At 63.8% G+C, this 18,809-nt stretch carries 20 protein-coding genes; 7 read left to right on the top strand and 13 right to left on the bottom strand.

Annotated features, from left to right (window positions below; all coding sequences use genetic code 11):
* Positions 1-52: 52 nt before the first annotated feature.
* On the top strand, positions 53-1,609 hold the full coding sequence (locus GT590_RS09955) for a helix-turn-helix transcriptional regulator (RefSeq protein WP_114532789.1): 1,557 nt from the start codon (positions 53-55) through the stop codon (positions 1,607-1,609).
* On the opposite strand, the gene GT590_RS14580 is transcribed toward GT590_RS09955, so the two are convergent.
* From GT590_RS14580 to GT590_RS09940, 3 genes are all read right to left on the bottom strand, one after another.
* The gene (locus GT590_RS14580; protein ID WP_015760654.1) at positions 1,610-2,047 is read right to left on the bottom strand and encodes a hypothetical protein; all 438 of its coding nucleotides are present in this window, start codon (positions 2,045-2,047) and stop codon (positions 1,610-1,612) included.
* A gap of 625 nt (positions 2,048-2,672) precedes the next feature.
* Complete coding sequence (locus GT590_RS09945) at positions 2,673-3,602, bottom strand: prenyltransferase (protein ID WP_114538101.1); 930 nt, start codon at positions 3,600-3,602, stop codon at positions 2,673-2,675.
* Entirely contained in the window at positions 3,599-4,750 is a 1,152-nt protein-coding gene (locus GT590_RS09940) for an Mbeg1-like protein (RefSeq protein WP_015760656.1), read from the bottom strand. Before GT590_RS09940 ends, GT590_RS09945 begins: the two co-directional genes overlap by 4 nt.
* Positions 4,751-4,812: 62 nt before the next feature.
* On the opposite strand from GT590_RS09940, the gene GT590_RS09935 reads away from it, so the two are divergent.
* Genes GT590_RS09935 through GT590_RS09925 form a run of 3 tightly spaced genes read left to right on the top strand, consistent with a single transcriptional unit; the run spans position 4,813 to position 6,287 of the window.
* Complete coding sequence (locus tag GT590_RS09935; RefSeq protein WP_009307004.1) at positions 4,813-5,262, top strand: thioesterase family protein; 450 nt, start codon at positions 4,813-4,815, stop codon at positions 5,260-5,262.
* Complete coding sequence (locus tag GT590_RS09930; RefSeq protein WP_009307005.1) at positions 5,259-5,735, top strand: low molecular weight protein-tyrosine-phosphatase; 477 nt, start codon at positions 5,259-5,261, stop codon at positions 5,733-5,735. The genes GT590_RS09935 and GT590_RS09930 overlap by 4 nt, the downstream gene beginning before the upstream one ends.
* Positions 5,736-5,744: 9 nt before the next feature.
* The gene (locus tag GT590_RS09925; protein WP_009307006.1) at positions 5,745-6,287 is read left to right on the top strand and encodes a phosphatase PAP2 family protein; all 543 of its coding nucleotides are present in this window, start codon (positions 5,745-5,747) and stop codon (positions 6,285-6,287) included.
* Positions 6,288-6,323: 36 nt separating this feature from the next.
* On the opposite strand, the gene GT590_RS09920 is transcribed toward GT590_RS09925, so the two are convergent.
* The gene (locus tag GT590_RS09920) at positions 6,324-7,148 is read right to left on the bottom strand and encodes a Ku protein (protein ID WP_114538100.1); all 825 of its coding nucleotides are present in this window, start codon (positions 7,146-7,148) and stop codon (positions 6,324-6,326) included.
* Between the two features lie 157 nt (positions 7,149-7,305).
* On the opposite strand from GT590_RS09920, the gene GT590_RS09915 reads away from it, so the two are divergent.
* Positions 7,306-9,441, top strand: coding sequence for a phage adsorption protein NrfB (locus tag GT590_RS09915; protein ID WP_114538099.1), 2,136 nt, complete (start codon positions 7,306-7,308; stop codon positions 9,439-9,441).
* Here GT590_RS09915 and wecB read toward each other — a convergent pair.
* The 3 genes from wecB to GT590_RS09900 all read right to left on the bottom strand — a co-directional run bounded on the left by wecB (position 9,438) and on the right by GT590_RS09900 (position 12,465).
* Positions 9,438-10,559 carry a non-hydrolyzing UDP-N-acetylglucosamine 2-epimerase gene (wecB, locus tag GT590_RS09910; protein ID WP_114538098.1) on the bottom strand — a complete coding sequence of 374 codons (1,122 nt, stop codon included), beginning with the start codon at positions 10,557-10,559 and terminating at the stop codon, positions 9,438-9,440. The genes GT590_RS09915 and wecB overlap by 4 nt on opposite strands.
* 281 nt (positions 10,560-10,840) lie before the next feature.
* Complete coding sequence (locus GT590_RS09905; protein ID WP_009307010.1) at positions 10,841-11,407, bottom strand: hypothetical protein; 567 nt, start codon at positions 11,405-11,407, stop codon at positions 10,841-10,843.
* Between the two features lie 161 nt (positions 11,408-11,568).
* Complete coding sequence (locus tag GT590_RS09900) at positions 11,569-12,465, bottom strand: DUF5996 family protein (RefSeq protein ID WP_009307011.1); 897 nt, start codon at positions 12,463-12,465, stop codon at positions 11,569-11,571.
* 282 nt (positions 12,466-12,747) lie between these two features.
* Here GT590_RS09900 and GT590_RS09895 point away from each other — a divergent pair, with 282 nt between their 5' ends.
* A complete protein-coding gene (locus GT590_RS09895) occupies positions 12,748-13,362 on the top strand; it encodes an acetate uptake transporter family protein (protein WP_015760664.1) in 615 nt (204 codons plus the stop codon).
* Between the two features lie 161 nt (positions 13,363-13,523).
* Here GT590_RS09895 and GT590_RS09890 read toward each other — a convergent pair whose 3' ends face one another.
* The 6 genes from GT590_RS09890 to GT590_RS09865 all read right to left on the bottom strand — a co-directional run bounded on the left by GT590_RS09890 (position 13,524) and on the right by GT590_RS09865 (position 17,822).
* Positions 13,524-14,006, bottom strand: coding sequence for a hypothetical protein (locus GT590_RS09890; protein WP_015760665.1), 483 nt, complete (start codon positions 14,004-14,006; stop codon positions 13,524-13,526).
* 163 nt (positions 14,007-14,169) lie between these two features.
* Positions 14,170-14,577, bottom strand: a complete 408-nt coding sequence (locus GT590_RS09885) for a MerR family transcriptional regulator (RefSeq protein WP_009307016.1) — start codon at positions 14,575-14,577, stop codon at positions 14,170-14,172.
* Between the two features lie 55 nt (positions 14,578-14,632).
* The gene (dut, locus tag GT590_RS09880) at positions 14,633-15,082 is read right to left on the bottom strand and encodes a dUTP diphosphatase (RefSeq protein WP_009307017.1); all 450 of its coding nucleotides are present in this window, start codon (positions 15,080-15,082) and stop codon (positions 14,633-14,635) included.
* A complete protein-coding gene (gene nrdR / locus GT590_RS09875; RefSeq protein WP_009307018.1) occupies positions 15,079-15,525 on the bottom strand; it encodes a transcriptional regulator NrdR in 447 nt (148 codons plus the stop codon). Before nrdR ends, dut begins: the two co-directional genes overlap by 4 nt.
* 104 nt (positions 15,526-15,629) lie before the next feature.
* Positions 15,630-17,144: an ATP-binding cassette domain-containing protein gene (locus tag GT590_RS09870; RefSeq protein WP_009307019.1), complete on the bottom strand. Its 1,515-nt coding sequence runs from the start codon at positions 17,142-17,144 to the stop codon at positions 15,630-15,632.
* A 393-nt stretch (positions 17,145-17,537) separates the two neighbouring features.
* On the bottom strand, positions 17,538-17,822 hold the full coding sequence (locus GT590_RS09865) for a hypothetical protein (protein WP_009608652.1): 285 nt from the start codon (positions 17,820-17,822) through the stop codon (positions 17,538-17,540).
* A 124-nt stretch (positions 17,823-17,946) separates the two neighbouring features.
* On the opposite strand from GT590_RS09865, the gene lexA reads away from it, so the two are divergent.
* Complete coding sequence (lexA, locus tag GT590_RS09860) at positions 17,947-18,585, top strand: transcriptional repressor LexA (RefSeq protein WP_009307021.1); 639 nt, start codon at positions 17,947-17,949, stop codon at positions 18,583-18,585.
* The last annotated feature ends 224 nt before the right edge of the window (positions 18,586-18,809 follow it).

The following is an 18,809-nucleotide window of genomic DNA, read 5'->3' as shown; positions in this document are numbered from 1 at the left end:
AAGCGCGCGGTTCGGGCTGTCGTCCGTTTCGGGAGGGGGAGTCGACGGCTTCATGAAGGGATTTTTCGAAAAGCTCGTCAAGGCGTGCCCGTCGCTGCCGTTTTTGGCGTTGGGCGTCTGGCTGGCATGGGCCTACATCGCCTACAGCGGCACGGCATGGCTCTCCGACACGGAGATGAACGGCGCCAACATATCAACGATGTACATCGTGTCCACGCTGACGTTCGGCATCGTGCTCTTGGCGTCCACCTTTCGGGCGGCTCGCATACGGCAGCTGCTCGACCGCCCCGCCGTGGTGATCGCCGGCGGCGCGTTCGCTTCGCTCGGCTGCCTCGTCATCGTCCTCATCGGGCCGTACTACCTCACGAAGGTGCTTCCGTACGACCTGATCACCGCTCTTTTCTACATCGCCAGCGCCTGCACGGGGCTGGGCACGGCCGTCGTCGGCTTGAAGTGCGGGCAGCTCTACGGCGCCATCGCGCCGCGCAAGGCCATCCTGTACACGGCGCTGTCGCACGTGGCGATCGCAGTCATCTACTTCACCGTCATCGGATCGCCCTCATGGCAGCCCGTGCCCGGCGGGCCGTCGCTCGCGGGCATCCTCGCCTTCGTGGGCATGCCGCTTGCGGCAGCCGGAGCCGCCGCGCTGTCGTTCATCGCGCCGTCGGGCGAGAAGGCGGAGCGCGGCGAGAGCCGCTCCCGCTTCCCGCGCTCGTTCTGGAAGCTGGCAGCCGTCACGTTCGCGTTCTCGTTCGTCGTGGTTGCCCTGCGCTCGATGCTCGTCGAGGTGTCGCCGATCGATGTCACGTTGGACAACACGCGCCTGGTCATGCTGCTGCGCATGGCGATGGCGCTCGTCTTCGCAGCGGCCGCCATCGGCGTGGAGGGCGAACGGTTCGATTTCGGAAAGATCTACTCCGTCATCATGGCCGCCGTCGTGGCGCTCATCGCGTTCTGTCCCATCGTTGGCGTCACGCACCTTGGATGGAGCGCGCTCGTCACGTTCCTCTCGGCGGTCTTCGAATTCGTGCTGTGGTGCATCCTCGCGTTCGTGGTGTACCAACGCCACATCTCGGCCGTACTCGTGTTCGGCTTCGGTTATGGAGCGTTCATGGCGGGGTCGGGAGCAGGATGGCTGGCGGGCGTGCACGTGTTTCCGCAGATAGCAGCCACGGGCAACTCGATCGTGCTGTACCTCGTGCTGGCGTTCGCAGTGCTGGCCTGCGCGTTCGTGCTGTTCTCGGAGAAGGAGTTCGATCGTCTGTTCAAGCCCGAAGGGGAGGGGGAGGCCTCGCTCGACGACCTGCTGGGCGACGAGCTGCCCGGTATGCGCCCCGACGACGCTGACGCGCATACGAACAAGAAGGGGCGCTTCGGGCTGGCCATCGATGCGCTAGCCGATCAGGCGGGGCTGTCGCGACGCGAGAAGGACGTGCTGCGCTGCCTTGCCATGGGCTACGATGCCGGCGCCGCAGCCAAGCGCCTTCAGGTGTCGTGGAATACCGTGCGAACCCACACCCGCAACGTGTACGCGAAGCTGGATATCCATTCGCGCCAAGAGCTCATCGACCTCGTCGACCGCGCCACCGAACGTACGCAGGAGCGCTGATCAGACGAACAGAATCGAGAGCGCGGTCATAACGGCGCAGGCTCCCAGCAGCAAGACGAGCAGGCGCGCGCCGTCCTTCTTGAAGCGATCCCGATAGTTCTGCTCGTCGCGACCCGCGAACAGCGTCCAAAGCAGGCTCAGGCAGAACGCCACCAGCGCTATGTTGTTGAGGATGGAGGAGGTTTGCGCGAACGCCGGCACGCCGGTCATCTTGCTCATCTCGTAGGCCATGAGCGTGGCCGTCACGGCGAAGCAGGCGACCATCACCCATGCCGCGCGCTTTCCCGTATTAGCGGTTCCTTCGGGGAAGAACGTGCCCTTCTTCGTCTTCTCGGGCTTGGCGATGAGGAACAGCCAGCGCCCGTTGTACAGCTGCACCGTCAGCAGCGCGAACGCGACCAGCAGCAACACGCCTAGAACCAAACGAGCGATCTCCATCCGCATTCTCCTTTGTTCCTCGCAAGCGGCGTCCGTCGCCGTTGCCGCATCGTAGCCGCAGCCCCGGGCGGCGTCTCCCGCCTCGTCGTTTTCACGTCCTTGGAAGTATACGGCATGCACGGCCCTTCCGACCACCACGTGACGCGAGATGTCCCGAAAGCGGAAGGGTCTCTCGCACGGTGCGTCGTGCGAGCACGATGTTTCGGGGGCTCGCGTCGGAGGCGCCTTCCCGCCGAGCATCTCGAGTCCTCCCCTCGGTGCATCCGAAAGCGCCTCCGTTGGCGAAAAATCATCGGATTCGGAAGTTTTCAAACGGATAGCAGACGTGTTGGCGTGCTCGCTTCCGCATACGGCCTGTTCAATGGAAAGATCCGTTCTTGTCATCGAATTCGCTTTCTTGCAGGGTACGCGATTTCTTCCGAATTCGATGTGTTCTCGCCTTTTCGAGGACGGCGGGCTGCTCGGAAGGGCACAAGCGGAAAGAAGCGGCTTGCCCTCGCGATCCGAGAAATCGCCGCAGTCCCGTCGAGGGAGCTCGCGTCGTCGTGCTTCGAGCGAGGCAGATCGGCCCGAGTCGCTACAGCCCCGCCGCGACGGTCGCTTCCATGAGATCCCGTTCCTTCCGCTAGAGCGCGACCGCGATGCCGCTTGCCAGGATGGCCGCCGCGTAGAACGCGCCCAATGCGATGTTCGCGCTACACACCTGCGCCATGGCGCCGATGCGGGCCTGCGGCGCCAACGGGTTGCCCAGCAGCGCCTTGAGCAGGGGATAGCTTGCCAGCAGCATGAACGGCATCACCAGAAGCCCGTTCGTGAAGAACGCAGCCACGAGCACGACGATGGCGGCCATCCAGGCGTACACGACGCCGTGATACAGCTTGCGCGCCCGCTCGCGTCCCAGCAGCACCGACAGCGTGCGGCGTCCCGATTCCACGTCCTTCTCAACGTCGCACGTGTTGTTCGTGAACATGATGAGCCCCACGCCCAGGATGGTGGGCACGGCCCACAAGAGCGCACGGAGGTCGAACGTGCCGGAAAGCGCCTGGTAGCACGCCAGCGGAATGAGCCCGCCCATCACGAACCCGCTGACCAGCTCGCCGATGGGCAGGTACGAGATGGGCGTCTTGCCCGCCGAGTACAGCACCACGACGACGGCGCCCGCCGCGCCGATGGCGAGCGGGATCCATCCGGCGATCCAGATCACGTACGCCCCCAGCAGAAACGCCGCCGCGAGGAACCCGACGGCCAGAGCCAGCGCCGCGCGCGGGTTCACGTTGTTGTACACCAGCACCGCGTCGGTCGGGTCGACGTTGTCGTCGGCCGAGTCGGCGCCCTTCACGTAATCGTAGTAGTCGTTGAACGTGTTCACCGCCGACTGCATGAGCACGCAGATGACTAGCAGCACGCATACCATGGTCGCCGAGATGCTGAAGGAGGTAACGGCCGCCGCCGCGGCGGCGACGAGCACGGGCAGGATGGCGGCCGGCCAGGTATGCGGCGCGGCCAGCTGCCAGGCCATGCGGGGGGTCAGTCGTCCGTACGCGCTAGCGGTCATGCTTCGGTTCCTTTCTCGGGGTCGTACGTTTCGCGGCGTCGGGGAAGCCAGGTAGGCGGGGCGGGCTTGAAGCGCTTGACGGTCTCGTCCTTGAGTATGCCTCCGAGCGAGCCCAGCGTCTGCCAGATGAAGCTCTTCGTCTCCGCGTCCAGCTTCGAGCGCGCGCCTAAAAGCTGCCTCGTGTTCGCGAACAGCTTGGTTTGGAACTCGCTCCAGGTTCCGGCCTCGGTGGAGGCGAACAGCTCGTAGATGGTGTCGATGAAGCGCTCGCGCTCGTCGGGGGCTTTGCTGCGCAGCCACGCGTCAAGCGCCTCGTCGAAAAACACGGCAGAGGGGTTGAGCGCCTCCTGGTACACGAAGTCGTCGTCTTCGGTCAACCAGGTGAAAGGCTCGTGCTGGAACACCGACATAGCCGAGGATCGCACAACGCGGTAGTCGGCGCGGCGCTCGAGGATCATGCCGAACGCCGACGACTCGGGCACGGTCTTGTGCAGCAGGGCATGGAACCGATCGTCGTCGATGCGCGGTGACGGATCGTCCAGAAACGACGGCCCGTCGTGGTTGAACACGCCGCGCAAGCGCTCGAAGGCGCTCTCGTCGGCTACGAGCGCAGCATACTCGGCGAGGTTGCCGCCCTTGGAGTGCCCGCCGACGATGAGCGGGCAGGCGAGCGCCGACGCCACGCCCGACAGGTACGCCGCCGCCGTGCATTGGGAAGGGATCACTTCCTTGAAGCAGAGGTTGAAGTCTTCCTTCCAGCCGGCGAAACTGCCGTCGGTGCCGCGATACGCGAGGTAGGCGACCTCGCCGTCGGCGGCGGGGAACGTCAGCGTGACGGCGGAGAATTGCTTTTCCACGATCTCCGATCGCTCGTTGGCATAGAACGAGGCGCGCACGTCGCGCATGCGGCGGCTTGCCGACAGGACGTGCAGAAACGCCTCGGTGTCCTTCGCGTCCTCCATCCAGCTGTGCGCGGTGAGCGCTTCCCAATCGGACAGCATCACCACGTCGTGCAGCAGGACGCCGTCGGGGGAAGCGAGGTCGACGCCGGGCGCCACCTCGTAGTTGAAGTACGCGAGCGTCGCGAACACAAGCGAGTCGACGGGGTTAAACGGTGATTCCGCGAAGGTGCGCTGCTCTTCGGCCATATACGTTACGATATTCCTCATGCGAACATTGTAGCCGATTGCAAAGGACGGACAGCGAAGCCATGCGGGTTTGCACGCCAATCACCATACGCTATGCGGAGACCGACATGATGGGCATCGTCTACCATGCCAACTATCTGCTGTACTTCGAGGATGCGCGCACGCGGTTCCTCGAGGCTATCGGGTTTCCGTACGACCATATCGAGCAGGCGGGCTACCTGTCGCCCGTCACGCATTTCGAATGCGACTACGGCGCGCCTTTGCGTTACGGCGACACGGCCGTCGTGCGCACGCGCGTAGTGTCCTCGCGCCCGACGAAGACCGTATACGCCTACGAGGTGTTCCGGGAAGGCCAGGATCTCGACGTCGAGAAGCCCTGCTGCACGGGACGGAGCACCCATTGCCTCGTTGATGCTGAAACGTTCAAGCCGGTCAGCCTGAAGCGCGCCGTGCCCGAGCTGTACGAACGCTACCTCGAAGTCCTCGAACCCGAGGAGGGGGAGAGCCGATGAGCGCGCCGCATCGCATCCTATTCGTGTGCCACGGCAACATATGCCGCTCAACCATGGCTGAGTTCGTGATGAAGGATCTCGTCTCGCGCCGAGGCATGGCCGACGCCTTCGTCATCGGGTCGGCAGCCACGCACGACGACGAGATCGGCAGCCCCGTGCATCACGGCACCCGCGCCGTGCTGGAAGCGCAGGGCATCGATTGCTCCGGCAAGACCGCCCGTCGCCTGCGCCGCGCCGATGCTGACGAATGGGACCTGTTCGTAGGCATGGACGAGGCGAACATGCGCGACATGCGTCGCCAGCTGGGACGGGCTGCGGAGGGCCGCTGCTTCAAGCTGCTCGAGTTCGCCGATTCCGCGCGTGACGTGGCCGATCCTTGGTACACAGGCGATTTCGACGTCACGTACGACGACGTGCTGGCCGGTTGCGCGGGGCTTCTCGCGTGGTTGGATTCCGGCGCGCCCCGCTCGTAGGAGCCTCGCGTGGACATCGCCGTTCTCGACGCCATCCAGCAGCATCTGCGCACGCCGCTGCTCGACCAGATCATGCTGCTGGCCACGCATCTGGGAGACCTCGCCCTCGTGTGGCTCGTCGCCGGCGCCGTGCTCGTCGCGCAGCCGAGGTACCGCAGGTGGGGCGTAGCCGTGCTCCTGGCCGTCGTCGCGACCGCGATCCTCGGCATGTTCGTGCTGAAGCCGCTGTTCGGGCGCGCACGGCCGTTCGTCGCCTACGAGTTCGCCGGTCTGCTCATCCCGCCGCCGTCGGGCGATTCGTTCCCCTCGAACCACTCCATGGTGTCGTTCGCCGCTGCCGCGGCGCTGTGCTGCCTGCCGGGGAAGGGCAGAGGCGTGCTGGCGCTCAAGGTCTCGGCCGTGGCCGTCGCATGCCTCATCGCCTTCTCGCGCCTCTACCTGTACGTGCACTATCCCTCCGATATCCTGGCGGGCGCCGTCATCGGCATCGCGGTCGGCATCGGTTCGGTTTGGCTCGTGGAGAAGACCTGGCCCGAATCGTCGTCAGACTGAAAGCGTTGCCGAAGAGGCCTCTCCCGTCGCGAGCCTCTAGGCCGACGCCCGCTTGCGCGCGGGTTTCTTCGCCGGAGCGGGCTTCTTCGGCACGCCGTCCTTGCCGTCGCGCGCCTTGAGGCTGGCCGACAGGGCGTCCATGAGATTGATGATGTTCGACGGCTGGGCTTCTTGGCTTTCGGCCACGATCTGCTTGCCGGCTATCTTGTCCTGGATGAGCTGCATGAGCTTCTCCTGGTACGTGTTGCGGAAGCGGCTCGGATCGAACGGCGCGGTCATGCTCTCCACCAGCTGCTTCGCCATGGACAGCTCCTCGTCGGCCACGTCGGGGTGCTGGAGCGTCTTGGGGACGTCCTTAACCTCGCTCTGATAGTGCAGCGTCATCATGACCAGGTCATCGTCGTGGGGGATGAGCGCGATGGGCGTTTCCGAATTGCCCAGCACCGTCGTGCCGATGGCGATCTTGCCTTCGTCCACCATGGCTCGTCGAAGCAGTTCGAGCGCCTTCTCGCCGCCGGGCTGGGCTACCACCTGGTAGGGCTTCTCGAAGTAGAGAGGCGGCACCTCGTCGATGTCGGAGAACTGCACGATCTTCATAGCACGATCGGCATCGGTCTTGATGGCGTCCAGCTCCTCGTCGTCCACCACTACGTACTTGCCCTTCTCGTACTGGTAGCCTTTCACGATGTCTTCCGGTTTCAGCTCTCGTTTACAGTCAGGGCACGTCTTCACGTATCGCACGCGCTTCATGCTATCTTTGGCAAGTTGGTTGAACCGTACGGCGTCATCCTGCGTCGCCGTGAACAGCTCCACCGGGATGTACACGAGACCGAACGCGATTGCGCCTTTCCTACCGGCCATGACCTGCTCCTTCCTCGCGGATGCTTCTCGGCATCGTAGCGCGGGCTTGCCGTCTGCCTCGCTTCGGAGATCGACCGAGGACGAACTGCAACGATGGCGTTTTCACGCGGGCAAGCTGGCAGATGAGCTGAGGCGAGGAAAGGAGGCGGAAGCGGGCATGGACGAGCAGGTCGTCTATTGGATCGGCTTCTTCGTTGCGCTCGCGTTCATCGTGTTCGGCGCGGACGACGTGCTGTGGGACGTGTTCGCGCTGTTTCGCGGCACGGGCAAGAAGCGCGTGAAGCTGTCGCTCATCAACGAGAAGCCGCCGAAGATGCTGGCCGTGGTCATCGCCGCCTGGCACGAGGACGCCGTGTTGGGCGAAGTGGTGGACAACCTCGTGGCCTCCGCGCAGTACCCGCGCTCGCTGTACCGGGTGTTTTTGGGCGTCTACCCCAACGATGCGGCTACCGTGGCCGTGGCTCGCGCGCTCGAGGCGCGCCATGGAGGCACCGTGGTGTGCGTGGTGGGAGACGATCCCGGACCCACGTCGAAGGCCGCCAACATCAACCATACCGTGCGGGCCATCCGGGAATACGAGGCCGAGCGCGACGTGCGCTTCGCGAGCGTCACCATCCATGACGCGGAGGACGTGGTGCACCCCAACGAGTTCAAGATGACGAACTACCTGATCGACGACTACGACGCCCTCCAGTTCCCCGTGTTCCCGCTGCAGCGCATGCCGCGGCTGCGGCTGTTCTTCAAGACGCTGACCTCGTCCACCTACGCCGACGAGTTCGCCGAGCACCACTTCCGCACCATGGTCATGCGCGACGAGCTGGGCTTCGTTCCTTCGGCGGGCACGGGCTTCGCCATCGGCCGGCGCGTCCTCGACGCGTTTCGCGACGAGGAACTGCTGCCGCGCAACAGCCTGACCGAGGATTACAAGCTGTCGCTCACCTTGCGCATGCGCGGCTTCCGCGTGCACTACGTGCTTGAGAAGGTGCCGCGCGTCGACGCGCGCGGGCGCACCGTGTGGGACTACATCGCCACGCGCTCGCTGTTCCCGTCGACGTTCAAGGCGGCGGTGCGGCAGAAGGCGCGATGGGTGTACGGCATCACGATGCAGAGCGCGAGCATGGCCGATGTGTTCGGCAAAAGCGAGCTTACGTTCGCCGAGCGCACGTTTCTGTACAAGGACCTCAAGGCGAAGTTCGCGAACTTCGTGCTGCTGCCGGGCTACGCCGTGCTCGCGTACTTCCTCGTGCAGACGTTCGCGCCGCAGCTGGAGCTGCCCGTCATGTACCCCTTGCACAGCCCTTCGTGGTGGATGTGCGTGTTTCTGCTGTTCATGATGGTGGAACGGCAGGTGCTTCGCGGACGCGCGCTAGCGAACGTGTACGGCTGGAAGACGATGGCGTTCTCCATCCTGCTGCCGCCGCTGTTTCCGCTCAGGCTTCTATGGGGCAACCTCATCAACATGTGCGCGACGTTTCGCGCATGGCGGCAGAAGATCGCCTACGTGCTGCTGCGCGGACGAGAGGCCAAGGCGGCCGCCGCGCCGGTCGTCGAGCATCGGGGCAACGCGGCAGAGGAGGAGGGCGAAGGAAAGCCTGCAACGGACGGAGACGACGCGCAAACCTCGAATGCGACGTCTGCGCAGGAAGGTCCCGCATGGAACAAGACCGACCACGAATTTCTCCCCGCTTCGGTGCTCGAACGCTATCGGCGCCTTCTGGGCGACGAGCTGCTGGAGAGGGGTTTCGTGGAGCCAGGGCATCTGGAAGACGCCGTGGGATCGGCGCGTGCGCGCGGCGTGCGGTTGGGGCAGGAGCTGCTGAGGCAGGGATTGGTCGAAGAGAGGCACCTCACGCAGGCTTACGCCTTGCAGCAGCAGTCGATGTACGTGCGCGCACAGCCCGACCTCGTGCTTCTGGAGCTGATGGATCGCATGCCGTTCGCCGCGGCGGATCGGTTCGCCGCGCTGCCGCTGGTCGAGAGCGAAAAAGGATGGATCGTCGCCGTGGACGACGACCTTTCGTGCGCGGAGCGAGACGAACTGGCGTTTCTGCTGGGCGAACCGACGTTCTTCCTGTTCTCCAGCACAGCCGACCTGCTCGAAGCGTTCGAAGGCGCTCTCGCGTTCGACAACGCGGCGGAAGCTCCGCAACCTGCCGGGGCGGCGACGCTTCTGGAGGAGACGAGCGTAGAGCTGCCACAGGCGGGCATGGCGCTGGCTTACGCGCTGCATCTCGGCCGCTCGGTCGACGACATCGCTTGCGAGATGGGCCTCGCCGTGTCGCGTTTCTCCTAGTCGAGGGCGTCATGGAGTGCGCTGCATATGCGCTCGGCCGCATGTCCGTCTCCGTAGGGGTCGGGAGCGACCGCCATGCGCGCGTACAGCGCCGCATCGCCCAACAGCGCCTCGCACGATGCGCGCACGCCTTCGTACGTCGTGCCGACCAGGGCGGCGCAGCCCGCTTCAAGCGCTTCGGGACGCTCGGTATCGTCGCGCAGCACGAGCACGGGCACGTCGAGGGCCGGTGCTTCCTCCTGCACGCCGCCCGAATCCGTCAGCATGAAGGCGCATCGTGCCATGAAGTTGGAGAAATCGGCGTATCCGAGCGGTTCGACGAGGGTGATGCGCGGATGCCCGCCCAGCGCCCTCTCGGCTATCGCGCGCACGGCGGGGTTCTTGTGCACGGGGTACACCACGCGCACGTCAGCGTGGGCGTCTGCCGTGTCGCGTACTGCAGCGAACATGCGCTCCATCGGTTCGCCCAGGTTCTCGCGCCGATGGCACGTCAACCCTAAGACGCGCAATCCGTCGAAATCGACCGCTTCGAGAGCCGGCTCCTCGAAGCGGTAGGAAGAGCTTACCGTTTCAAGGAGCGCGTCGATGACGGTGTTGCCCGTTACCCGGATGCTATCCGGATCGACGCCTTGCGCGAGGAGGTTTGCTCGGTTGCCTTCGGTGGGGGCGTAGTGCCAGGTGGAGAGGCTTGAGATAAGACGACGGTTCATCTCCTCGGGAAAGGGGGAGTACCGGTTTCCCGATCGCAGGCCCGCCTCCACGTGCCCCACGGGGATCTGTCGGTAGAACGACGCGAGCGCCAGCGCGAGAGCAGTGGTGGTGTCGCCGTGCACGAGCACTGCGTCGGGCGCCGCGAGCTCCAGCACGGGGGTCGCGGAGGTCAGAATGCGCGCCGTGAGCCCGTCGAGCGTCTGACGGTCGCGCATGAGGTTCAGGTCATGATCGATGCGCAAGTCGAACGCAGCCGCCGTCTGGTCGAGCATCTCGCGGTGCTGAGCCGTCGAGAGCGCCTCGACCTCGAACGCCTTGTCGGCTTCGAGCGCGTTCAAAACCGGCGCTATCTTAACCGCTTCCGGGCGCGTGCCGAACGCGATGAGCACGCTCTTCCTGCGCTTCATGCAAGCCTCCGTTTCCTTGCGGCTCCAAGACGGAGGAAGGGCCGGCATATGCCGGCCCTTCTCGTTCGTATCCCGTTATGCAAGGCGTCGGACGAGCGAAACGCATCCCAACACGCCTAGGAAGCACAGCAGGGAAACCACGTACCCCATGATTCCTCCTTGCAAAGAGCCTACGGTATCCATGGAGCACACGATACCATTCCGCAGACCGAACGCACCAAAGCGTTCATATCGGTTACCGTGCAGTATCCTAAACGTAACCGCCGCAGATGACGCGGACTCTAGCCTGAGAACAGCGCGGTAGACAGCGCCTGCTCGGCTCCGCTCGCCGGCCCCCATGCGTTGTCCGTGCGCGCGAACGGCAATTCCACCGGGTTGGATTCAGTCGGTTCCACCGAGCCGAGCGCTTCGAGCACCAGCTGGCCGACCTTCTCGTTGATCTGGTCGGCATCGAGCTCGGCCGTCTGCCCATCTTCTGCCAGCGCCGTCGTAGCCTCCGTAAGCGCTTGGGCGAACGCGTCGAACTTCTTGCAGGTAAGCACCACGGTCGCCGTGGCGTTGTCGCCGTCCACCTTCACCTCGTCGATGCGGTAGTCGAATCCGTCGAGATAAGCGGCTATGAACGACTTGGCGTCGATGCCGTAGGTTGCCAGCTGGTCCACCCCGCTGTCGGCCGCCAGCTCGTCGAGCAGCGCCTCGTCGTGGGTCTTCAGGCGCTCCAGCTCGTCGGCCACCCCCTGTCGCACCACTTCCTCCGCGCTCGGGCCGCAGGCGCCGAGCGATAGGGCTCCGACGCTCAGCGCGACCGCGGCAAGGCAAGCCGCCACGATCGTTTTAATGGGTTTCATCGTTTTCCCCTTCCTGGTATGCGTCGTTCCAGCATAAGGCCTTGCGAGCCTCGCGTCCATCCCGGTTTGTCGGCTTGCTGATCGGCGACGGCATAATGCGAGCGACCGTCTTAGAGTTGCTCTAAGACGGTCGCATCGACCGCTGCAGAAGGAGGGGGAGGCTAACCGTTCAGCAACGGCTCGGTGAACCAGTCGCGACGTTCCCAGTTCTGCCGTTCCATGATGCGCGCGAACGTTGAGGAGCAGAACCGACGAACCGCGGCCTGGGGATCGTCGTAACGCAACGCATCCTTCAGCCGCAGAAAGTACTCGGAGCTCTCGGCATCGAAGAACGCCTCGTCGACATTCGCATCGCTCGACGACCCTTTCTCAACAAACGGATAGGCCAGTACGAAGAAGGAAGGATCGTTCGTAGCATCGTCGCCCGGCCAGAACCCGAATTCCACGAACTGCTCGTCGAAGGCGACGCGCTCTACTATGGAAGCCGTGCGTTCGAAGGGACAGGGCTTTCCGGAGAACAGCACGGTCGTCATGTCGAAGGTGCCCCAGAACAGCGAAGGCGGGATCTTCTTCCCGCGAAACGGCGCTGCGAACCCGCTCAAAGCCCCGCGCGCGAACAGGAACTGACGGAAGCAGCGCCGTGCAGCCGCGGCATCGAACTCGCGCGCGATGTTCTGCCGATCGAACGGAACCTCAGTGTGCATTTCCTGCGGGACGGTGTTGATGGCTATCGGATGCCCGATGTTTTCGAGCATCGCCGTGAAACGGCCGTACAGCTCGCTCACCGAGACGCACTCTTCGATAGGGAAACGCGCGCAGTCGCCTGCCGCGGTCATCGCGGCCATCTCGGCATCCGCGATGTTCAGTTTAATCTCGAAGCCGTCCGCGCCGAACGGGATCAGTCCGGTGGTGAAGCCGTTCGCATCGGCATCGAGCACCACTTGCTTCCATTCAGGTTGCGGATCCATCGATTGCAGCTTCGCTTTTCCCATCATCTGCAGCAGCATATGCACGGTGTCGCACGTGTCGCGCCACTCGCCGTACGTCAATACGTTCATATCTATCACCTCGCAGCCATCCTACGAGCGGACGAAGCCGGAACCGCCAGCCGCGGACGGTTCGTCAGACGTTCGTTGGCAAATCGGGATGCCGCCGTACTGCTTGCCCGGCTTATTCCGACGTCGCAGTTGAGCCTTCGCCCATGCGCGAAAGGACGATCACCGACAAAACAGGTACGTTCGGTAGCTGAAGAAGCATCGGCGTGCTCGGCTGCCCGCAAGCCGGTATCATTGCTCAAAATTTACCACTTTAGTAGGAATTAATCGAAAGGAGTTGCGAGCATGGGGGAGATGAAGAAGGAAGAGCGGGGCTCGTGGGCTGATCCGAGCGCTCTAGGGTTGTTCGGGCTGGCGATAGTCACGCTCGTGGCCTGTTCTCAAAAACTCGGCATCACCGACGGGACGGCGGCTGTCATGGGGTGGGCCATTTTCCTCGGGGGATGCGCTCAGCTTATCGCCGGATTGATCGATTTGAGGAAGAACAACGCATTCGGCGGCACCGCGTTTATCGCTTACGGGTTGTTTTGGCTTGCCATGGCATTCGGCTGGGCGACGACCAACGGCATGTTCGGCTCTTATGCGGCCGAAACGTTCGATCCGCGCCAAACAGGAGCCGCTTTCGTGGCGTACCTCATCTTGACTGCGTTTATGACCATAGGAGCGCTGCGTACCACGAAAGTGCTGTTCTTCATATTCCTCGCCATTGATTTTCTGTTCGTCGGCTTGGCTCTAAGCGCGTTCGGGGTTGCTCGGGAAGCGACGCATATGCTCGCCGCGATCAGCGAGCTTGTTATTTCGCTCCTCAGCTTCTACTGCGCGGGCGCCAATATCTTGAACAACCACTTCGGGGAGCAATTCCTATCGCTCGGCAACCCCTTCTGGTCGAAAAAATCCTGAGTATCAGTATAACTTTACATAAGACATATTATCAATAAAATAGGTAATTGAGGAGCGGTCGGGGGAGTTTGGGCTGGCGAGCATTCGGAAGCAAAAAGCAAAGCGCTGCGGGTTCCGTGCATAACCTGCAGCGCTTTATGCGGTTTCGACAGCGGATAAGATTATCCCCAGGTCGAGGTCGATCCTGCAGCGCCGATCCCGGCATCCGTCACAGCTCCCGCGTAATCGCCGCTTTCCATCATCTCGAGTACTACGGGCATCATCAGATAGAACGAAATCGCATTGAGCGTGAGCGCCACGCCGCACACGGCAACGCCGACGATCGCCGAGCGCTTGAGACGCTGCGCAAGCGCGGATACGTCCGTGCGCTTCTCGATGAGCTTGTTCAGCTTGCGGAGCGCGATGATGGCGCAGGCCAGTCCCACGCCGCTGAGAAGCACGCCGCCGATGAACAGCGACACGGGTCCGGCCACGCTCGCCACCATGACCATCGTCTGAGCCTTTTTCAGCTCGCGAAGGTCGTTCATGTTCGACGACGGAACCGGGACGCCGTTAAGCGTCGTCTGCCGGCTGCGATCGTCAGGCTCGCGCCCGGGATCGCGCCCTTGAGGCGGCTCAGGCGGCCTATGTTCGTTGTCAGTCATGCGCTCTTTCCCTATTTCTCAAAATTTCATAGCCATTGACCTGGGGTTTTGCAAACGAGGCTCTGAGAGCCGTTCTAAGGCCCTATTTCGCCTTCGGACGAGCCCTAGGTCATGGAAATCGCGGTTCTTCAAACCGGATTCGGCGAGTACTATACCACGAAGGTCATCGAGACTTTCTATCCGTCGACAATTCCACACCTGCGGCGCTCAACCGCTTCAAGCTCTCGTCGAGCTCGGCTCGCTGGTACTCGAGCACCGTCTCCTGAGCCCGCACGATGGCCAGCCGCTCGTCGCGCGTCGCCGCGCCGCGGCGCTGCAACTTCACGTAATACTGGATGCCCTCGATCGACAGGCCGCTTTTCCGAAGCGCATCGACGAAGTACAGCTGAGCCACATCCGATTGCGAGAACGTGCGGACGCCGCGCGCATCGCGCGCCAGTTCGGGAAAGAACCCGCATTTGTCGTAGTAGCGAATCGTGAACGCGGAGATGCCCGCCATGTCGGCGACTTCGCTGATGCCGAAGCATGGCAGCGTGTTGTCGGCTTGAGCTCCGTGCTCGCTCGCGTCCATCGATGCCCCTTTCGCTCTTGCTTAGAGTAACTCTAAGTGGGTGGAAGGATCAGGTTCAAAGACTCACGCCGCTGCTGCCGAACCCGCCCGCGCCGCGCTCCGTATCCGGCAGCTCCGCGCACACGTCGAACGCGGCGTCGGGCACGCGCATGACGACGAGCTGCGCTATGCGGTCGCCCCGCTTGATCGCGAACTCGCTCTGCGGATCGAGGTTGACCAGGATGGCCTGGATCTCACCTCGATAGTTGCTGTCGATCAGGCCGGGTGCGTTGACCAGCGATACGCCGTGCTTGATAGCCAGCCCGCTGCGCGGCAGCACGAACCCGGCGTACCCGCTCGGAATGGCCACGGCGATGCCGCATGGGACGAGCTTGCGTTCGAAGGGCTTCAAGATGTCGTCGCAGGTGGCGCGCAGATCTACGCCGGCATCGCCGACGTAGGCGTACGCAGGTACGGGCAGGTCGGGGTCGATCTGCTGCAAAGGAATCGAAACGCGCTCTATCAACGCAATCCCTCCAATGCGGCAGCGAACTCCTCGACGTTGCGGAAGTCCTTGTACACGCTCGCGAAGCGCACGTAGGCGACGTCGTCGAGCTTGGCGAGGCGCACGAGCACCATATCGCCCAGATCCTTCGAACCGATCTCGTTACGGGAGGCGTTGCGCAGCTCCGCTTCGATGCTGTCGATGAGCGAGGCGATCTGCTCGGGCCCGATGGGCCGCTTCGCCGCGGCGTTGAGCAGGCCGCGCATGAGCTTCTGACGGTCGTAGGCCTCCGACGATCCGTCAGCCTTGATGACGATGAGCGGATTGTCGCCCAGGCGTTCGTAGGTGGTGAAACGACGTCCGCATTCGAGGCATTCGCGGCGCCGGCGAATGGCCGTGCCGTCTTCGGAAGGCCTCGAGTCGACCACTTTCGACTCTGGATTGCCGCAGGAAGGACAACGCATACTTGCTCCTTTGCCGATTTTGGGTTCAGCCTAACATACAATATATAGTGGTTCAATCAACATGTCGGATTCGCGCAAAAAACCTGCACGAGAAGCGCTCCTTCCTATCGGACAACGCGCACGTGAGTATCGCCCAGCCCAACCTCCCCTTTCTCCTGCTCGACCTCGAACACCCAGCGCTCGTCCACGAGCGCGTCGAGGAACTGCTCGTCGTGCGACACGAGCACGAGAGCGCAGGCGCAATCGTCGAGCACGTCCTGCAATGCCTCGATCGAGCGTATGTCCAGGTGGTTCGTCGGCTCGTCCATGACGATGAGATGGGGCGACGAGAGCAGGCTGCGCGCGATCATGAGCTTGCGCACCTCTCCCGGGCTCAGCTCCTCGCCGTCGATCACGCGAGCCGGCGGCGATTCGAGTCGCGCCACGATGGAGAGCACGCGCCCGCGCTCGGCCGACGAGAGCGCCTGCAGCTCGCCGAACAGCGCGCGCACCTCGGCAGCGAGCACCTCCTGCGGAAGGTACGCCACCCCCTCCTCCAGCGTTACCTGGCGAAGCAAGGCGTTGAGCAGGGTGGACTTTCCCGCTCCGTTCCTGCCGACGAGCCCAATGCGATCCTCGTTGCCCAGGTACAGCTCGGGGTGGTGCAGCACGCGCCCCGAACCAAGCGACATGCCGCCCTCAGGAAGACGGGCGAGCACCTTGCGCGCTGCAGGCCCGGTATCCAGCTCCAAGGAGCCGCGACGCTCCTTTTTCGCATCGAGACCCTCGAGACGCTTCTCTGCAGCTTCGATGCGCTTGTCCATCTGGGACGAAAGCTTGCCCGCCTTGCCGTCCTGTCCCGTATAGACGGCGAGCTTGATCTTCTCCCGCCCGTCGCGGTCGTGCCGGTCGAGATGACGCGCCGAGCGCCGGGCGGCCGATCGAGCGGCCACGGCGGCGCGACGATCTCGCTCGGCCTTGATGCGCGCCAGCTCGCCGCGCGCCTGCCGGCGCTCGGTTCGCACGGTATCTTGGCGCAGCTCGAGCTCCCGGCGCGCCTGGGTGTACGTCCCCGGAATAGCGAGCGCTCGGCCGGCCTCGACGAACACGCACGACCGCACAAGCTTGTCGAGCAGCGCGCGATCGTGCGATACGAGCAGGCCGACGCCCTTGAAGGAGGAGAGCGCCTGCGCGACGAGGGCGCGCGTGGGAGCATCGAGGTGGTTCGTCGGCTCGTCGAGCGCCAGCACCTGCGGTTCTGCGGCAAGCGCGCACGCGATCTGGATGCGCTTGCGCTCGCCATGGGACAGCATAGCGTAGCTCCAGAGCTGCTCGTCCTCGATTTCCAATAGCGAGCGCAGCTTCACCGCCGTCGAACCGTAGTCGCAGGCGAACTCCTCGAGCGTCTCCGGAGGCGTCGCGGTCGATTGCCGGCACACCGCGCCGCGCACGCGGGGCGTCACGGCGCCTTGATCGGGTGCCAGGGTGCCGCAGATGCAGTGCACGAGCGTGCTCTTGCCAGCGCCGTTCGGCCCGACGATGCCCGTCCAGCCGCTCGCGAACGCGAGCGAGACGTCGTCGAGCGCAGGCTGGTCGGCGCCTTCGTAGGTATGGGAAAGATGATGGGCGGTAACGAACATGGCGACCTCCGTCTAAGAGGCGCACGGGTGGCTCTGCTCAGCGTTCGGCGATGCCGATGAAGGAAGGCCGCACGGATCGGAAGAGGAAGAAACGCGAGGCGAAGTAGAGAACGATGACGAAAGCGCACCCGATGCGGCTGATGAATGAATGCAAGGGGTGAAAAAGGGCTTTCGTTATCGCTTCATGTTCCGTTTCTCCTTCGCGAAGCGCCCGTCCGCATGACGATGCGTCGGCGCGGCATGATTGGCTGCTCGACCGAGTCTAGCACGCCGCATGCGGCGCGTAAACCCCCGAACGGACGCGCCTCCGGGGTGGCGGAGGCGCTACGCAGCCGCAGAAACGCAGCATCTGCGGGTTATGGAACGGCCGCGCGGGGCCGGGAAAGGGCCCGTCTAGAACCCTGCGAACAGGCTGGCGAGTGCGAGCGCCGCGAACACGCATCCGCCGACGACCGCCTGCCAGCGCTGCACGCGGCCGAACGCCACGCCTTGCGCCGAACCCGTGCGCACGGCCGAAACGATGGAGGCGCCGTCGCGGACGGCACGCACGTCGCGGTCGGGCAGAACCGCATGCTGAGGGAACGCTATGATGCGGGCGCGTCGAGCAGGTGCCGAATCGAGCTTCGGTTGAAGGGCCGACGTTCCCTCGACGGGGCAGTTCATCTCAAAATTCTTCATTTTGTGGCCTCCTGCTCTTGCGTAGAACCTTTGTTCGCGTATATAATAGGTCGAACAAAGGTTCATGTCAATAGAAATTTCATACATTTGTTCGATAGGCGTAGAGGCGACGAAAGGATTACCTATGGCCGAGAAAGTGACGAAGCGCCAGCAAGCGGTGCTCGACTGCATCGAGGAGTGCATTCGGGAGAAGGGATACGGCCCGACCGTGCGCGAGGTCTGCCAGAGCCTCGGCCTCTCCTCCCCCTCCACCGTGCACGTGCACTTGAAGGCGCTCGAGGAAAAGGGCCTCATCAAGCGCGATCCGCTCAAGTCGCGCTCCATCGCCCTCACCTACCAGCTCGAGGACGCCGCGCTGGCCACCAACGTGGTGCAGCCCAGCTTCAGCAACATCGTGAACGTGCCCCTCGTGGGCAACGTGGCCGCCGGCTCCCCCATCCTCGCCGAGGAGAACATCACCGACACCCTGTCGCTTCCCACCGAGATCGTGGGCGACGCCCCGTCGTTCTTGCTCTCCGTGCGCGGCGAGAGCATGATCGAGGCGGGCATCAACGACGGCGATTACGTCGTGGTCAAGGAGCAGCCCGTGGCGAACAACGGCGACATCGTCGTGGCCATCATCGACGACGGGGCCACGGTGAAGCGCTTCTTCAAGGAAAGCGACCATATCCGCTTGCAGCCGGAGAACTCCACGATGGATCCCATCATTACCACCGACTGCGCCATCGCCGGCAAGGTGGTCGCGGTCTTCCGCCGCCTGTAGCGGCGTACCGCACGCTGGTCGTCAGCTTGGTCGAACCGCGAAGCCCTGTCGCAATCCGACCGCTTCGGCAGGGCTTCTCCGTCTTTTCCGAACGTGCCGCTGCGCCGGTTCCCGCTTTCGCCGTCCGATAAGGCGCCGCCGCAGACCGACCGCAAGAACGAAGCGCCTACCCTGCGACGAAGCGAGCCGCCCCGGGTCGATGCCCGGGGCGGCTCGCTTACCTT

Source organism: Eggerthella sp. BIOML-A1 (assembly GCF_009875595.1).
Taxonomy (GTDB): Bacteria; Actinomycetota; Coriobacteriia; order Coriobacteriales; family Eggerthellaceae; genus Eggerthella; species Eggerthella lenta.
This window is presented reverse-complemented; position numbering and strand designations above follow the sequence as displayed.

Bases quoted from the DNA above. Each gene is read 5' to 3' on its own strand.
- GT590_RS09935 (WP_009307004.1), top strand. From the start codon at position 4,813: ATGCGGGTTTGCACGCCAATCACCATACGCTATGCGGAGACCGACATG.
- nrdR (WP_009307018.1), bottom strand. From the start codon at position 15,525: ATGCGTTGTCCTTCCTGCGGCAATCCAGAGTCGAAAGTGGTCGACTCG.
- GT590_RS14580 (WP_015760654.1), bottom strand. From the start codon at position 2,047: ATGGAGATCGCTCGTTTGGTTCTAGGCGTGTTGCTGCTGGTCGCGTTC.
- GT590_RS09945 (WP_114538101.1), bottom strand. From the start codon at position 3,602: ATGACCGCTAGCGCGTACGGACGACTGACCCCCCGCATGGCCTGGCAG.
- GT590_RS09895 (WP_015760664.1), top strand. From the start codon at position 12,748: ATGGGGGAGATGAAGAAGGAAGAGCGGGGCTCGTGGGCTGATCCGAGC.
- lexA (WP_009307021.1), top strand. From the start codon at position 17,947: ATGGCCGAGAAAGTGACGAAGCGCCAGCAAGCGGTGCTCGACTGCATC.
- GT590_RS09905 (WP_009307010.1), bottom strand. From the start codon at position 11,407: ATGAAACCCATTAAAACGATCGTGGCGGCTTGCCTTGCCGCGGTCGCG.
- GT590_RS09915 (WP_114538099.1), top strand. From the start codon at position 7,306: ATGGACGAGCAGGTCGTCTATTGGATCGGCTTCTTCGTTGCGCTCGCG.
- wecB (WP_114538098.1), bottom strand. From the start codon at position 10,559: ATGAAGCGCAGGAAGAGCGTGCTCATCGCGTTCGGCACGCGCCCGGAA.
- GT590_RS09930 (WP_009307005.1), top strand. From the start codon at position 5,259: ATGAGCGCGCCGCATCGCATCCTATTCGTGTGCCACGGCAACATATGC.
- GT590_RS09885 (WP_009307016.1), bottom strand. From the start codon at position 14,577: ATGGACGCGAGCGAGCACGGAGCTCAAGCCGACAACACGCTGCCATGC.
- GT590_RS09890 (WP_015760665.1), bottom strand. From the start codon at position 14,006: ATGACTGACAACGAACATAGGCCGCCTGAGCCGCCTCAAGGGCGCGAT.
- GT590_RS09870 (WP_009307019.1), bottom strand. From the start codon at position 17,144: ATGTTCGTTACCGCCCATCATCTTTCCCATACCTACGAAGGCGCCGAC.
- GT590_RS09900 (WP_009307011.1), bottom strand. From the start codon at position 12,465: ATGAACGTATTGACGTACGGCGAGTGGCGCGACACGTGCGACACCGTG.
- GT590_RS09940 (WP_015760656.1), bottom strand. From the start codon at position 4,750: ATGGCCGAAGAGCAGCGCACCTTCGCGGAATCACCGTTTAACCCCGTC.
- GT590_RS09920 (WP_114538100.1), bottom strand. From the start codon at position 7,148: ATGGCCGGTAGGAAAGGCGCAATCGCGTTCGGTCTCGTGTACATCCCG.
- GT590_RS09865 (WP_009608652.1), bottom strand. From the start codon at position 17,822: ATGAAGAATTTTGAGATGAACTGCCCCGTCGAGGGAACGTCGGCCCTT.
- GT590_RS09955 (WP_114532789.1), top strand. From the start codon at position 53: ATGAAGGGATTTTTCGAAAAGCTCGTCAAGGCGTGCCCGTCGCTGCCG.